The 15,603-nt window shown below is 58.3% G+C and carries 14 protein-coding genes and 1 pseudogene; 13 read left to right on the top strand and 2 right to left on the bottom strand.

All coding sequences use genetic code 11. The annotated features are described in order from the left end of the window. Positions 1 to 252: 252 nt before the first annotated feature. The 4 genes from ACLBW8_RS05455 (at position 253) to ACLBW8_RS05440 (ending at position 2,837) form a co-directional block, all read left to right on the top strand. Positions 253 to 717, top strand: coding sequence for a thiol-disulfide oxidoreductase DCC family protein (locus ACLBW8_RS05455; protein WP_447804811.1), 465 nt, complete (start codon positions 253 to 255; stop codon positions 715 to 717). Between the two features lie 154 nt (positions 718 to 871). Beyond that, the gene (gene folE, locus ACLBW8_RS05450; RefSeq protein WP_064452409.1) at positions 872 to 1,432 is read left to right on the top strand and encodes a GTP cyclohydrolase I FolE; all 561 of its coding nucleotides are present in this window, start codon (positions 872 to 874) and stop codon (positions 1,430 to 1,432) included. 36 nt (positions 1,433 to 1,468) lie between these two features. Beyond that, a complete protein-coding gene (locus tag ACLBW8_RS05445) occupies positions 1,469 to 2,179 on the top strand; it encodes an SDR family NAD(P)-dependent oxidoreductase (RefSeq protein ID WP_447804810.1) in 711 nt (236 codons plus the stop codon). Positions 2,180 to 2,399: 220 nt separating this feature from the next. Continuing rightward, complete coding sequence (locus ACLBW8_RS05440; RefSeq protein WP_447804809.1) at positions 2,400 to 2,837, top strand: PAS domain-containing protein; 438 nt, start codon at positions 2,400 to 2,402, stop codon at positions 2,835 to 2,837. 43 nt (positions 2,838 to 2,880) lie between these two features. On the opposite strand, the gene ACLBW8_RS05435 is transcribed toward ACLBW8_RS05440, so the two are convergent. Both ACLBW8_RS05435 and ACLBW8_RS05430 read right to left on the bottom strand, forming a co-directional pair. Further along, entirely contained in the window at positions 2,881 to 3,444 is a 564-nt protein-coding gene (locus ACLBW8_RS05435) for a carboxymuconolactone decarboxylase family protein (RefSeq protein ID WP_447804808.1), read from the bottom strand. A 272-nt stretch (positions 3,445 to 3,716) separates the two neighbouring features. Further along, positions 3,717 to 3,854, bottom strand: a pseudogene (locus ACLBW8_RS05430) (inorganic diphosphatase); the annotation flags it as partial. Between the two features lie 254 nt (positions 3,855 to 4,108). Between ACLBW8_RS05430 and ACLBW8_RS05425 the strand changes: the two are divergent. From ACLBW8_RS05425 to tssH, 9 genes are all read left to right on the top strand, one after another. Then, positions 4,109 to 5,530, top strand: a complete 1,422-nt coding sequence (locus ACLBW8_RS05425) for an ATPase domain-containing protein (RefSeq protein ID WP_447805021.1) — start codon at positions 4,109 to 4,111, stop codon at positions 5,528 to 5,530. Between the two features lie 44 nt (positions 5,531 to 5,574). Beyond that, positions 5,575 to 5,937, top strand: a complete 363-nt coding sequence (locus ACLBW8_RS05420; protein ID WP_447804807.1) for a response regulator — start codon at positions 5,575 to 5,577, stop codon at positions 5,935 to 5,937. Positions 5,938 to 6,215: 278 nt separating this feature from the next. Beyond that, positions 6,216 to 7,730 carry a type VI secretion system protein TssA gene (gene tssA / locus ACLBW8_RS05415; RefSeq protein WP_447804806.1) on the top strand — a complete coding sequence of 505 codons (1,515 nt, stop codon included), beginning with the start codon at positions 6,216 to 6,218 and terminating at the stop codon, positions 7,728 to 7,730. A gap of 53 nt (positions 7,731 to 7,783) precedes the next feature. After that, on the top strand, positions 7,784 to 8,281 hold the full coding sequence (tssB, locus tag ACLBW8_RS05410; protein ID WP_064452398.1) for a type VI secretion system contractile sheath small subunit: 498 nt from the start codon (positions 7,784 to 7,786) through the stop codon (positions 8,279 to 8,281). A 4-nt stretch (positions 8,282 to 8,285) separates the two neighbouring features. After that, positions 8,286 to 9,773, top strand: coding sequence for a type VI secretion system contractile sheath large subunit (tssC, locus tag ACLBW8_RS05405; RefSeq protein ID WP_407016931.1), 1,488 nt, complete (start codon positions 8,286 to 8,288; stop codon positions 9,771 to 9,773). Positions 9,774 to 9,855: 82 nt separating this feature from the next. Beyond that, positions 9,856 to 10,275, top strand: a complete 420-nt coding sequence (tssE, locus tag ACLBW8_RS05400; protein WP_221294707.1) for a type VI secretion system baseplate subunit TssE — start codon at positions 9,856 to 9,858, stop codon at positions 10,273 to 10,275. A 7-nt stretch (positions 10,276 to 10,282) separates the two neighbouring features. Continuing rightward, positions 10,283 to 11,995: a type VI secretion system baseplate subunit TssF gene (gene tssF / locus ACLBW8_RS05395; protein WP_447804805.1), complete on the top strand. Its 1,713-nt coding sequence runs from the start codon at positions 10,283 to 10,285 to the stop codon at positions 11,993 to 11,995. Then, positions 11,992 to 12,972, top strand: a complete 981-nt coding sequence (gene tssG / locus ACLBW8_RS05390; protein WP_447804804.1) for a type VI secretion system baseplate subunit TssG — start codon at positions 11,992 to 11,994, stop codon at positions 12,970 to 12,972. The genes tssF and tssG overlap by 4 nt, the downstream gene beginning before the upstream one ends. After that, positions 12,969 to 15,590: a type VI secretion system ATPase TssH gene (tssH, locus tag ACLBW8_RS05385; protein WP_447804803.1), complete on the top strand. Its 2,622-nt coding sequence runs from the start codon at positions 12,969 to 12,971 to the stop codon at positions 15,588 to 15,590. The genes tssG and tssH overlap by 4 nt, the downstream gene beginning before the upstream one ends. The last annotated feature ends 13 nt before the right edge of the window (positions 15,591 to 15,603 follow it).

Raw genomic sequence — 15,603 nt, 5'->3', positions numbered from 1 at the left:
AGAGACAAGGCCGCCCCTCATCGCATGGGCGGCATTTCTGTGCACGCCCCGCTTTGCTGGAAATAACCGGTTGGGCCCTCCTCCCGAACATGAACGCCTTCGCCTAGCTCGCGCCACCTTCATATCGAAGGCACAGGCAGTCCCTTCACAAAACCAGGCATCACCGTCCTTAGCGCAGTAAAAAAACACTGCCCATTGTCAGTCTGTTTCTTTCGGCATATCTTGTATAAAACTTATACAAAGGCCTTGTCGATGTACAACAAAATGAATTGGCCGCTGACGCTGTACTTTGACGGTGAATGCCCTCTGTGTGCGCGCGAAATCAAGTACCTGCGCGGGCATGCGGTGAAGGATCGACTGGTTTTTGTGGACATCAGCAGCGGTGCATTCGATGCCAAGGCACTCGGGTTTACGTTCGAGCACATGCAGTCGTCGTTGCACGCCCGTTTCGCTGACGGACGCTGGGTAACCGGCCTGGACGCCACCCTGTGGAGCTGGCGAGCCGCCGGTTTGGGTTTTTGGGCAGCGCCACTGACGTGGCGTGCATTGCGCCCGTTGCTTGAACTGGGTTATCGCCTTTTCTGCCGCTTACGGCCCCATTTGGCGTGGTTACCCCACCCAGACAGTGGTCGCCGCTGTGTCGATAACCGTTGCACGGTGCCGGCGTCCAAACCCGCATCAGACGAGCCGTCAACGTTGAAAACCAAGCAGACCTAGAAAGTTTCGCCTGGTCATGGCCCCGACGCAGAACCTGGCTCATGGCTGATCTGGCGAACCCTGTGTCATCTGCGTCAGATCGTGCGCAGCAGATACTCTCCTACCGCCAAGGATTGCCGACACATACAGCGCAGCATGGCTGCGAGGAATCAAGATGAACCCATCATTAGCCGAACATTACCGTGAAATTCTCGTCGGCGTAGGCGAGAACCCTGAGCGTGAAGGTCTGCTGGACACCCCCAAGCGTGCCGCCAAAGCGATGCAATACTTGTGCAATGGCTACACAATGAGTCTGGAGGAAGTGATCAATGGCGCACTGTTCGAATCGCAAAACGATGAAATGGTCATCGTGCGCGACATCGAACTGTATTCATTGTGTGAGCATCACATGCTGCCCTTCATCGGCAAGGCTCATGTAGCGTACATCCCCACCGGCAGGGTACTGGGCCTGTCGAAAGTGGCCCGAGTGGTGGATATGTTCGCCCGTCGCCTGCAGATCCAGGAAAACCTGACCAAACAAATTGCCGACGCCATTCAGCACATCACCGATGCCGCCGGCGTGGCGGTGGTCATTGAAGCGAAGCACATGTGCATGATGATGCGGGGCGTGGAAAAACAAAATTCGGTGATGACCTCCTCCGTGATGCTGGGCGCCTTTCGCGAGTCCTCCGCGACGCGTCACGAGTTCCTGCAATTGATAGGGCGACTGGGTTAACACCAACAAATCGCATCAGACCGCAGGAGAGCCTGGATGAACAGTCCCTTGACGATGAACTCCCTTGGTGAGGGCTATCGTGCCCTCGTGATAGGCGCCAGTGGCGCGCTCGGCTCGGCTTTTTGTGAGTTGCTCAATCAGGATCCACGGTGTGCGTATGTTCGTGAGTTGGGGCGCAACAGTGTTCCATGCCTCGATCTGGAGGATCCCGACAGTATCGCCAGAGCGGCAGCCGAATTGACTGAAGAAGCACCGTACCAGTTGATCGTGCATGCCGCAGGCCTGCTTCATCGCGACGAAATAAAGCCTGAAAAAAGCTACTCCGCGATTGCAGCAGACGCGTTGCAGTCGGTCTTTCAAGTCAACACGTTCGGGCCTGCGCTGGTTTTGCGTCATTTCCTGCCGTTGCTGGACGCTCATGGCGCAATGGCGATGCTCTCTGCCAAAGTAGGCAGCATCGGCGATAACCGCCTGGGCGGCTGGTACGCCTATCGTGCCTCCAAGGCAGCACTGAACATGCTGATTAAAACGGCTGCCATCGAACTGGCACGAACCCGCCCTCAGACCCGCTTGTTGAGCCTGCATCCCGGCACGGTAATTTCGGGCCTGTCACACCCGTTTCGTGGTGCCTCGGCAGCCAGGCCGGCGAGCATTGCTGCCCACGAGTTGTTATCTCTGATTGACCGCTTGGCGCCTGCCGACAGCGGCAATTTCTTCGCTTATAACGGCGAACGTCTTCCCTGGTAAGCAGGGAGTGGACCTTGAATCTACAGGGGCTGACCGACCATCAATGATCGACTCAGGTTGTTGCAGTGCGCCCATGATGAGATTTGCGGCTCAGGTGAAGGGCACATCGAATCGTCGGCAATGTCTCGGTAAGTCACAGGGATACTTTCAAATGATCTCGAAAACCTTCTTGCCCCCCAAATTGTCCTAAAATGATGTGAAATTTACCGGGACTCTGAAAATGATCAACGCAGAACTGCTGAAACTGGTTGTTGAGGCATCAAACGATGGCATCGTCGTTGCGGAGCAGGAAGGCGATGAGAACATACTGATCTACGCCAACCCCGCCTTCATGCGCCTTACAGGCTATAGCGCCGACGAAACGCTGTACCAGGACTGCCGCTTCCTGCAGGGGGATGACCGTGACCAGGCGGGCCTCGCCGCTATTCGCGAGGCCATTAAGAACCTTCAGCCTTGCCGGCAAATCATTCGAAACTATCGCAAGGACGGTAGCGCCTTCTGGAATGAGCTGTCGATTACTCCGGTTTTTAACGAGGCGGATCAACTCACCTATTACATCGGCATCCAGAAGGACGTCAGCGTCGAATTTGAGGCCCGCGAACGCGTGCGTGAACTTGAAGCGCAAGTCGCCAGCTTGAAAGCTCAACTGGCTCAATAGCCATGGGCGGCTTGAATAGATACTTAATTCGCCTCAGCAAGCCCTAGGGTTCAGGGAATGGCAGTGGTGCATCTCCATCGCGTCGCACGGCAAAAACATTGAGTGTCATCGCCACAAACGCGTAGTACCCGTAGACACCTATCAACTCAACCACAGCAGGCTCGCCAAGCGTACTGACGGCGTCGGTGTACAGAGCATCATCAACCCGACGATGCTCATAGAGCGCCCTCCCCAGACGATAAACAATACGTTCGTCATCCTGCTGAAACTCGGGCAAAACCTGCTGCTTGAGCGACTCGATGATGCTGTCTGACACACCCGCGCTGCGGGCAATGGGCTCGTGAATTTGCCACTCGGCCTGGGACTGCCACCAGGCGGCAGTGACAAGAATTGCCAGCTCGGTCAATCGAAGCTCCAGGCGCGTACCGTATCGGCAAAACGCACCCAGCTTTTGCGCATGGTTGGCAAGCTCGGGACTGTGAATCCAGGCTAAAAACGGGCCGTCAAGGTTGCCTCGTGGGCCACTGATAATCTCCCTGAGGACAGCTCTCTGTGATTCATCCATCTGTTCTTCAGAAAGTGGGCTGAGGCGCGATTGTAGGGTCATAGCTAATTTTCCTTTAAGGCCCACCTCGGAGCCACGTTCCAAGAGGATAGTTGCAGCGATTCTTCCCATGACGGGACTCAATGTGCTGTTCGGATAAAACCGTCGGCCGTTGCGATCCTATGATCCGTTTCAGTCATCGATCCGATTTAGCCAGGTACCTGCACATCAATCACCGGAGCGTTTTGCGCCTGAACGCGCCTTAAAAGGCAACACAAAACTTATACGCGACATTTATCCATGTACAACAAAATCGGGTGAGCGCTGACGTTTTATTTGGCATCCGCACCCACCACGTCCGTCATGTACATCACAGCTACCGGGCGACTGCGGATAACAACACCTGGCGATACCGGATAAAGGCAAATCACCAAGACGCCCAAAGGATCAACGTCATCGCTCAACGTATCTGGGGCGAGTGGTTTTCAGGAATCTCGATAACGGTCAAGAATTCATGGGAGTGAAATTGAATCACTGCAAACCGAGAGGGTCATTTGCTGGGAAGTTTGACGTTAGAGGGACAAAGGCCGAGTAAAAGGCGGCCTTGGAATGCGACGGACAACGCACGTAGCCAACCATGCTTTAGGCGTGAATGGCCCCAGAGCGAAAATAGCGTTAGCATTCCGCCCACTCGGCTTAAACAGCCTGTTTTTCAGATCAGGGTCGCATCGTGGAAAAGCTAATACGCCTCCAAAGTGGAATAGAAGGGCTTGACGCTCTGCTCAAGGGAGGGCTGGTCGCAGGCGCTTCATACATAGTCCAAGGGCGCCCAGGGTCTGGCAAAACGATCCTCGCCAACCAGCTTGGGTTCCATCATGCGAACAATGGAGGTCGGGTTCTGGTCGCCACGCTACTGGCCGAGTCACATGACCGTCTTTTTCAATTTCTTTCCACCCTGAGCTTTTTCGACGCTTCCAAAGTCGGCGCCGAAATTCAATTTGTCAGCGCGTTTGACACTCTGGAAAACGAAGGTCTGGATGAAGTAGTAAAGCTGCTTCGGCGCGAAATAAGCCGTCAAAAAGCCACGGTGATGGTAGTCGACGGTCTGCTCAATGCGCGCTCAAAAGCCGACTCGCCGATCGACACAAAGAAGTTCATCTCCGAGTTGCAGGGGCACGCCGCTTTTGCGGGTTGCACGGTGCTGTTTCTGACCAGCTCCCGGCTCGACGACGGCAGCCCTGAGCACACCATGGTTGATGGCGTAATCGAGATGGGCGAAGAGCTATATGGAACGCGCTCAGCACGTCGTATTCAACTGCGTAAAACCCGTGGCAGCGGAGCAATGACCGGTCTGCATGAGTGTGAAATCACGGACAATGGATTGGTGGTTTACCCGCGTCTCGAAAGCCTTTACAGCCACCCGTCCGCCCCCGACAGCGCCGACATGACGCGTATTGCCAGTGGTATTGGATCACTGGACAGCATACTGGGCGGAGGCCTTTACAGTTCCAGTGTGTCTCTGGTCATGGGCCCCTCCGGGATAGGTAAAACGACGCTGGGTCTCAAATTCCTGGCCGAGTCGACGGTGGAAACTCCAGGGCTGCATTTTGGCTTCTACGAGAGCCCGCAACGGTTGCGACTCAAAGGCCAATCACTGGGTATCGATATCAAAGGTATGGAAGACAGCGGCGCGCTGACCATTGCCTGGCAGCCTACTACGGAAGGCCTGCTGGATGGACTGGGCGCACGCCTGCTGAGTATCGTTGAAGCAAAGGGTATCAAGCGCCTGTTCATCGATAGCCTTGGCGGTATGACAAGAGTCTCGACAAATCCGGCGCGGATTAATGACTTCTTCAGTGCACTGATGAACGAGCTGCGATCCCGGGGCGTTACAGTGTTTGCATCCTGGGAAATGCGCGATCTATTTGGCTCCGAAGTCAGCGCTCCAAGCTCTGACCTGTCTAGCATCGTCGACAATCTGATGCTGATGCGATTTTCTGAGAATCACTCTGAACTAAGCAGGACGCTATCGATTCTTAAAGTACGAGATAGCGCTTATGACCCCTCGCGATTTGAGGTCGTCATCCAAGATCAAGATGTTTTCCTGAAAAAGGCTTCAAGGCATGAACCACCAGTCCCCACTGAGTGATCTCCCGGTTCGATTTCTTAAGCTTTTAAGTGGGTTGAATTAACATGACCACCATCCTGGTCGTCGACGACGAGTATCTGATCGCTGACATTCTCAGCTTCGCACTGGAGGATGAGGGGTTCATGGTGGTGACGGCGAGCAATGGTCGAAAAGGACTCGAGGTGCTGGACAGAGAACGGCCTGCACTGATCATTACCGACTTCATGATGCCGGTCATGGACGGCCTGGAATTCGCCACCGCCGTCCGAGCCCTTCCTTGCGCCAGTGATTTGCCGATCATCTTGATGAGCGGTGCTCAGGCACATATCGGTATGCAGAGATCAGATTTGTTCGATGCTGTATTGGCAAAGCCATTCAATATCGATTTGATCATTGCCGAAGTTAAAAAACTCTTGGCTTCAGGATAGCGCGCAACCGTTCAAGGCCATAAGAGCCCGCCATGTCGCTCAAAGGGCTCTCATTTTCTCTCTAGCCAACGATGCTGCATGTCTTCCTTCGTATGCAACTTCTGCAAACGCCTGCATAAAACCCGACCTGTTCGCCCGCACTTTCAGGTGTTGACCTGATGGGATGAATCGCCCCCATCCCCTACGGTACTGCTTAGTCGTCAAGCCCCTGGCCCTTCGTGTATTGCCTCGGGCCCTCGCACGACTCCTTTAAGCAGGCAGTAGAAGGCAAACGAACTATGCATGGTGACCAGGATCAGTTGGGGGCTTATCCCATCAACGAACAATACCCGGCAGGTCACAACCCCCGCGAGGGTGATGCGTTTGCTGCGGCTCAGGCAGAGATCGACAAGCTCAACAATATCCATGCGCTTGAGGCGGTGGATTGGCAGCGCCTGTCGACACTCTGCGAAGGCATTCTGAAATCCGAAGGTAAAGACCTCAGTGTCGCCATTTGGCTGCTGTGTGCCTGGACTCGGCTGCGCGCAATGGCTGGGCTAAGCGCCGGGGTTCATCTGCTCAGAGAGATGTTGGACCTCTATTGGCACACCCTGACACCCCCCGTCTCGCGCTTGCGGGCTCGGCGCAATCAAGCGCAATGGCTGATCGAGTGGCTGGACAAGACGCTGGAAGAGCCTTTTGAACCGCTGGACACCCTGGCGGCTGAGCGTTTGATCAGCGACTGGGAGGCCATTGATGCGTTCTGGCGCACGCAGGACGAACAGGCCCCGAGCTTTGCCAGAGTTCGTCGGCGCCTGGAGCAACTGACCCGTAGCAAAACCCAAGAGCCGTCACAGGGCACGACGTCGCCAGCCGCGCAATCCACGCCCGCTGACGTCGCGACCGGCGCCCTGCCCATGGTCATCAGCCCGACAGTGACCTTATTGGACGGCGATGAGGCCATCGTCAGCAACGTAGAAAAGGTGTTCGAGTCGCTGCGTCCGGTACACGCCTACTGCCTGGATCAGCGCCCTGCTCTGCCCTTGACCTATCGGCTGAATCGCCAGGCACTGTGGATCACGCTCGAAGCGCTTCCCCCCAGCCAGGGTCGAAACACTCGCCTGCCCTCTCCGCCCCTTACTCTGCGGGAGAGTCTCCTGCGTTTGCAGGAAGTCGCCGAGCCGCTGGATATCGCGCGTTTCTGTGAAGGCCGGCTGAGCAGCTACCCCTTTTGGCTCGACCTTAACCGCATAAGCCACACCGCCCTTTTACAGGCGGGTGCGAGCGCTGCTGCCCAGGCCATAGCGCACGAGGTGCAAGGGTTGGTAAGCCGCCTGCCTGGCGTTATCGATCTGACCTTCGCCGACGGCATGCCTTTTGCCGATGGCGCCACCCGAACGTGGCTGGAAAACCTGGCGCCGATGACGCCCGTAGTCGCCCCCAAGGACGCTATCGAGACCTGCGTAGAAGACGCTCGGCGTATGGCCAATGAAGGTCGGCTGAATGATGGGTTAGCCGAACTGCAGCGCTGCATCGCCCATACCGCCAGCGCGCGCGACCGTTTCAGGCTGAGTGCCTCGCAATGCGTGCTGGTTTATCGGTTCGACCCCCACCCTGATCTGCGTATCGCGCTGGAAGGCCTGCTGGCCCGGGCCGACGAGCTCAATCTGGAGCAATGGGAGCCTGAGTTGGTCAAGCCGCTGCTTGAAATGATGCTTGAGCACAGCAATTCGTCTGAATGGTCACGGCGATTGTCACGCCTGGACCTCAACGGGTTCTGGCGCAAGCGCAGCGCCTGTACCGCAACCGACTGAACCCCTGACACGACGCGACCGCCTCTGCGAGTCGCTCACTGAGGAGAAACACCATGGCAAGTGACGGTTCCGTTGCGCCTAAAGAGCGCGTCAATATTGTCTACAAACCTGCGACGGGCGATGCCCAGGAACAGGTCGAGCTGCCGCTCAAGCAATTGGTGATCGGTGACTTCACCCTGCGTGAAGACCAGACACCTGTCGAAGAACTCAAGCCGATTCGCGTCGACAAGGACAACTTCACCGACGTGCTCAAAGGCCAGAACCTGAGCCTGCAACTATCCATCGCCAACCGCCTCTCGGATGACGCAACGCCAGACGAGCGTCTGGCGGTGAATCTGAAGTTCGAATCGATTCGTGACTTTGAACCGGACGCCCTGGTTGAGCAGGTACCGGAACTCGGCCAGTTGATCGCCCTGCGTGATGCACTCAAAGCGTTGAAAGGCCCACTGGGTAACGTGCCCGACTTTCGCAAGGAATTACAGGCATTGATCGAAGACGACGGTGCGCGTGCCCGCTTGCTCGGTGAGTTGGGCGTTGAGGAAAAGGAGTAAAGCCATGACCCAAGAAGCAACGCAAAACCCGGCCACGCAAGCGTCTGCGACGCAACAGGAGGGTTCGCTGCTGGATCAATTGATCCATACCGCGCGAATAAAGCCTGGCGACGAGGCCTACGCGGTGACGCGCCAAGGTCTGGAGGCCTTTGTCGCACAGTTGCTGGAACCCAGCCGCGCGGTCGAAAAAGTCAGCGCCAACCTGATCGACGACATGATTGCAGCGTTGGACGCCAAGCTCTGCCGTCAAGTCGACGCTATTTTGCATCATGAGCGTTTCCAGGCGCTCGAAGCGTCATGGCGCTCGTTGAAATTTTTGGTCGACCGTACCGATTTTCGTGAAAACAACCGCCTGGAAATTCTCAGTGTGTCCAAGCAAAAGCTGCTGGACGACTTTGAAGACGCCCCGGAGATCACGCGCTCGGGTCTGTACAAGGCCGTTTACAGCGCAGAATTCGGACAGTTCGGCGGCCAGCCGTTCGGCGCCATCATCGGCAATTACGAGTTCAACCCTGGCTCACAGGACATCAAGCTGCTGCAGTCCATCGCGTCCGTATCGACGATGTCGCACACACCCTTCATCGCGGCGGCAGGCCCGCAGTTCTTTGGCGTCGAGAGTTTTTCCCAGTTGCCCAACCTGAAAGACCTGCAAGCCGTATTCGAAGGCCCGCAGTTCATCAAGTGGAATGCGTTTCGCGAGAGTGAAGACTCACGTTTTGTGGGGCTGACGTTGCCGCACTTCCTGCTGCGCACGCCCTACGGGGAAGAAACGGTGCCAGTCAGAAAATTCCGTTACAACGAAAGCGTGACCTCCAGCAACCACGATTTCCTGTGGGGCAATGCCGCCTTCGCCTTTGCCAGCCGGTTGTCCGACAGCTTCGCCCAGTACCGTTGGTGTGCCAACGTCATCGGCCCGCAAGGCGGCGGTACCGTCAGCGACTTGCCGATTTACAACTACGAAGCCATGGGTGAGGTGCAGACCAAAATCCCGACCGACGTGCTGATCTCCGAGCGGCGGGAGTTCGAGCTGGCCGAGCAGGGTTTTATTGCCCTGACCATGCGCAAGAACACCGACAACGCCGCGTTCTTCTCCGCCAACTCTTGTCAGAAACCCAAGTACTTTGGCAATGACAAAGAAGGCAAGGAAGCGGAGTTGAACTACAAGCTCGGCACCCAGTTGCCCTACATCTTCGTGGTCAGTCGCCTGGCTCACTACATCAAGGTCATCCAGCGCGAAAACATTGGCACCTGGAAAGAGCGCGGCGACCTGGAGTCGGAGCTCAATGGCTGGATCCGTCAATACGTCGCCGACATGGACAACCCTGCCGTGGGCGTGCGCAGCCGTCGGCCATTGCGCCAGGCGGACATTTCCGTAAACGACGTCGAAGGTGACCCAGGCTGGTACCGCGTGAGCCTCAAGGTCCGGCCGCATTTCAAGTACATGGGGGCTTCGTTCACCTTGTCGCTGGTCGGCAAGCTGGACAAGAGCTGAAAGCTGCGCGCTGTTCACTCTGCGGTCATCCGCCCTGCCGATGGCCGCAACCGTTGAATCATGAGTGATTGAGGGATCGGTGATGAAAGAAAAACGCCTGCTGGAACGCATTGGCGCCCTGCAACTGGGCAGCGAACGCTCTCACCTGACCCAGGCTCAAGTGCTGCTGGACTCACTGATGGAGCATCTGAGCCGGATCCTTAACACTCGCCAAGGCAGCGTGCCGATAGACCCGGATTTCGGGGTGCCCGACTTCACCAACCTGGCCGGCAGTTTCGCCACCGGAGAAACGGCGCAAATCATCGACCACATGACACGCATGGTTGCGCGTTACGAACCGCGTCTGAAATCACCCTGCATCACCCTGGCCGAACACGGTCGCGAGGTGTTGTCGTTGCGCTTCATGCTCGACGGATTGGTCGCGATCAATGACCGCGACATCCCCATCCACTTATCGACCCTCGTCTCCTGCGACGGGCGCGTCTCGCTGTCGATGCGCTAGGTGGACTGTGCAGAACTTCTACTACCAAAGTGAACTGAATAACCTGCGGCATCTGGCCGATGAATTTGCCCAGCGTAACCCTGCGCTGGCGCCCTTGCTTGGCAGTGGCTCCGCCAGTGATCCGGATGTGGAGCGCCTGCTCGAAGGCGTGGCTTTCCTGACGGGCATGGTGCGCCAGCGGTTGGATGACGAGTTTCCCGAATTTGTCCAAGAGCTGGCGCAGTTGCTTTATCCGCAGTATTTGCAGCCGCTGCCGTGCATGACGCTGCTGCAGTTCGCGCCGCGAACAGCGCTGTCACAGACACAAGCTATCGATACCGGCTGCGAAGTGGCTTCCGTGCCCATTGATGGCCATCGAGTGAGCTTTCGCAGCACGATGCCAGTCGACCTTGAGCCGGTCACGCTAACCGGTGCGCGCTGGGAGGGCGGAACCTCAGACAGCCGTTGCCTGGTGCTGGACCTTGCGCTGACCGTCGCGCCCGATGACTTCAAGGCCGACAGCCTGACTTTCTACCTCGGTGATACCTTCAGCGAAGCCTGCGCCCTGCTCCGTCTGCTGGACCAGCATGTGCGCGAAATACGCATCCAGGGTGAAGGCCAACCGATAACGCTGCTGTCGGCAAACCACATCCAATCGTGCGGCTTTGATCGTGAGCACGCGTTGTTGCCCTACCCGGACGCCGCACACCCGGCCTACCGAGGCTTGCAGGAGTATTTCGCGTTGCCGGAAAAATTCCTGTTTGTGCGCTTGAGCGGTTTGCAGCGCTGGCGCCATCGAGGCGAACACACCCGCATGAGCGTAAAGCTGGTGTTGGACAAAGTGCCGTCGTGGGCACCCTCGATAACCGAAAACAGCTTCATGCTCGGGGTGACACCCGCGGTCAACCTGTTCACCCAGGACGCTCACCCGCTCAGGGTCGATCACCGCCAACCCGAATATCGCATCCAGCCTGCGAACCAGTCCCAGCGCCAACGCCTGCGCATTCATTCGGTGCTGAGTGTCAGCGCCTATTCGGGCACCGGCAACGAAAAAACCTTAAAACCCTTCCACACCATTTACCAGCGTGATGCGTTCAACCTGCGCATTCGCCAGGGCAGCAATGACCCGCGTGATTACGAGCACTTCATCAGCCTGCCGTATGTCGACCGTCAATCGCCGGAAGACCTCACCCTGTCGATCTCGCTGCTGTGCACTGACGGCCCGCTGCCCGAGAGCTTGCACCCCGGGGACCTCAACCAGCCAATGGACAACACCCCGGCGCGCGTCACCCTGCGCAACATTCGTGGCATCACCCCCTGCCATCCGCCCAAATACCAGGACCGATTGCTGTGGCGCATGCTTTCCCAGCTGAACGCCAACCACTTCAAACTGCTGGACGCCGATTACCTCAAGAGCCTGCTCAAACTCTACCTGCCGAGCGCCGATGAGGGTGGGCAAGACGCCAACAATCGACGGATCAACGGCATTGAAAAAGTCTTTGCCACGCAGGAGCGACGCTTCATCAACGGCCTGCCCATCGAAGGTACGGTGGTGCACCTGGAGTGCCGCGGCGACCATTTCCTGGGGGCCGGAGGACTTTACCTGTTTGGCGTGGTACTCGATGAGTTCTTTGCCGGCAGTGTCGCGCTCAACAGCTTCGTAGCGCTCAACCTGTACGACAGCGTTAATCAGGAAACACTGGCGTGGCCGGCGAAAATCGGCCGGCAGCGCCTGCTATGACTCAGGACGCCTTGCTGGCCAACGGTCGCGACTATGCTTTTTTCCAGGCGTTGCGCTTGCTGCGTCTTCGCTTCCCGGACGATAACGCCTTCAGCGATGGCGTACGCGTGCGCCCTGGCCTGGGGTTGGGATTCCCCGAGAGCGATATTTTAGCCATTGACCAGGACGACAGCGGGCGTTATCACCTGCAAGCCAGCTTCTTTGGCTTGTATGGCGTGACCTCACCGCTGCCGACGTTCTACACCGAAGACCTGATCGACGAGCAGCTGCAAGGCCGCAGCGCCGGCCGTGATTTTCTCGATATCGTGCATGCCGCGCTGTACCCGCTGCTGTTTCGTGCCTGGGAAAAACACCGTCTGTGGATGGCTATCGGCGAGCGTCGTGACCTGAGCCGTCTCAACCTGGTGCGCTCGCTGATCGGCCTGGCCGATGCCGATCCGCAGTGGCGCCAGCATGCACCGCAATTAGTGCGCTACGCCGGCATCTTCAACCAGTTCCCGCGCTCGGCGCTCGGCCTGGAACAACTGCTCAGCAGCACACTGGACGGCGATCCCGTCGAAGTCGTGCCCTGCGTGCTGACCCAAGTGCCGATTGATGACCAGTCCCGCTGCCGGTTGGGTCTGCAGGGCAACGTGCTGGGGCAGGACAGCCTGCTCGGGCAACAGGTCAGCGACCGCACCAGCACTCTGGACATCCGTATCGGCCCCCTGGACGCCTTGCGTTTTCACCTGCTGATGCCGGGCGCCGCACTCTACAAACGTATCGAACGATTAACCGCGTTGTACCTGCACACCCCGCTCAAATGCCGGCTGGTGCTGAGCCTTAAACCAGAACAACAGCGTGGCACGCGTTTGGGTGACAGCTGGCAGCGCCTGGGCACCAACACCTGGTTGGGGCGCACAGTCGAACAGGGCAAGGCGGTATTCACGCTGGCCGGGGCGCAAAGTCCCGGCGCTCAATCGAGGACCGGACAATGATTCAGGTAGAACTCAAGCCGTTATTTGCCAGGCTCAATACCTTCAGCAATCACGCCCTGGAAAACAGCGCCGGCATGACGCTGGCGCGCGCCCATTACGAGATTACGATCGAGCATTTTCTGCACCAATTACTGCAGGACCCGCAGGGTGATATTGCGTTGATTCTTGCGTATTTCGAGGTAGACCCCTTACGCCTGTCAGCCCGGCTTGACGATAGCCTGGCCCAGTTCAAGCGAGGTAATCCGGGACGCCCGGTCTTTTCACCGCTGTTGACCGAGTGGGTGCAGGACGCCTGGATCGCGGCTTCGCTGATTGTCGGCAGCCCCAGCATCCGCGCCGGGACGTTGCTGCTCGCCTTGGTCACGCGCCTGGGTTACTACACGGCGGGCACCCGTTACGGCGAACTGCTCAAGGGCGTATCACGCGAGCGCCTGGGTAATCAGTTCGCCGATATCGTCGCTGGTTCCAGCGAAGGCCCATTGGCGCACCTGCAAAGCGCAGCGCCGGGCGGCAGCGCGCCTGATACCAGCGCTGGGGTCAATCGCGAAAACACCATCGCGCGGTTCTGCGAAGACCTCACCGCCAAGGCCGCCAAGGGTGGTATTGACCCAGTGTTCGGACGTGACCAGGAAATTCGCCAGATGGTGGATATCCTCGCCCGACGCCGCAAGAACAACCCCATTGTGGTCGGCGAACCGGGCGTTGGTAAGTCCGCCGTGGTCGAGGGCCTGGCGCTGGCTATCCACCAGGGCGATGTCCCGGATTTTCTGCGCAACACACGGCTGCTGAGTCTCGATATGGGCCTGTTGGAGGCCGGTGCCAGTGTCAAAGGTGAGTTCGAGAGTCGCCTGCGCGCGGTGATCGACGAGGTTAAAGCGTCCACCGTGCCGATCATTTTATTTATCGACGAAGCCCACATGCTGATTGGCGCCGGGGGGCCGACCGGTGGCACTGACGCCGCCAACCTGCTCAAGCCTGCGCTGGCCCGGGGAGAGCTGCGCACCATCGCCGCAACCACTTGGGGCGAGTACAAGAAGCACTTCGAAAAAGACCCTGCCCTCGCCCGCCGCTTCCAGCTCGTCAAGCTTGAGGAGCCGAGCGTAGCAACCGCTGTGCTGATTCTGCGAGGCCTCAAGCCCCACTATGAAAAAGTCCACGGTGTCAGCGTTCGCGATGATGCAATTACCGCCGCCGCCGAACTGTCCGACCGCTATGTCACAGGGCGGTTGTTGCCCGACAAGGCTGTCGACCTGCTAGACACGGCCAGTGCGCGCGTGCGTATTGGCCTGGACACACGGCCCGCGAACCTGGAACAGCTCGAACGGCATCAAGGCGCCTTGTCCCGCGAGCGCGAGGCCCTGGAACGCGATCAACGCCATGGCCACCCGGTGGACCCTGGCCGTATACAGGCCATCGAGCAAACACTCATTCAACTGGGTGTCGAGTACCAGACGCTGGAACACCGCTGGCAGTTGGAGCGTGCTGCTGCATATCGCGTGCTTGAGGTGCGCGCCCAGGCGCAAACCCTTGAGGACTGGCCGGCAAGGCTGGCTGAGGCCCGTGACAGCCTGGCGCACCTGCAAGGTGACGACCCATTGCTGTTCACCGAGGTCGGTCCGGACGCCATCGCCAAAGTCGTGTCTGACTGGACCGGCATCCCGCTGGGCAAGGTCTTGCGCGATAGCGCCGGCGGCGTCATGTCGTTGGCCGCCACGATCAACACCCGGATTCATGGCCAGGACGCCGCCGTCCAATGCATCACCGACATACTCAAGGCGGCACAATCGGGTCTGCGCGATCCGCAACAACCCTTGGGCGTGTTCCTGCTGGTGGGCCCTTCCGGTGTCGGTAAAACCGAAACAGCACTCGCCGTGGCCGATCACTTGTTTGGCGGCGAACACGCACTGACCACGCTCGCCATGAGTGAGTTTCAGGAAAAGCACACGGTGAGTCGCCTGGTCGGCTCGCCTCCCGGTTATGTGGGTTATGGAGAAGGTGGCTTGCTGACAGAAGCCGTGCGCCGTCGGCCCTATTCGGTGGTGCTGCTCGACGAGGTGGAAAAGGCCCATCTGGAGGTGGTCAACCTGTTTTATCAGGTGTTCGACAAGGGCGTCCTTTCCGACGGTGAAGGCCGCCAAATCGACTTCAGCAACACCGTGATATTTCTCACCAGCAACTTGGCGAGCGATGAAATCAGCGCAGTGTGTGCCGGCGAACGCCCGAGTGCCGACACGCTGGTGGAGCGGATTCAGCCCATGCTGTCGTCGCACTTCAAACCGGCGTTGCTCGCCCGCATGACCGTGGTGCCTTACTTCACCCTGCAAGCAGAACACCTGGCGAGCATTGTCGAGCTGAAGCTGCAGCGCCTGGCGTCGCGCCTGCTGGCATCGGCCAAGGTACGCCTGTGCTTCAGCGCGTCGGTCGCGCGCACTCTCGACGAGCGCTGCACGAACGTCCAAAACGGCGCGCGCAACATTGACTTTATGTTGCGCAAAAGCCTGACGCCGCGCCTGTCAGACGTGCTGCTCACGGCGATGGCCGAGCAGCGCGTGCTCAGTGCCATCCGCGTCGATCTCGACGCCAGCGGTGGCTGGCGGATCGACGCCCTGGACAGCTGAACAATCAGGTCTT

This window comes from Pseudomonas sp. M5A4_2d (assembly GCF_053345295.1).
This window is presented reverse-complemented; position numbering and strand designations above follow the sequence as displayed.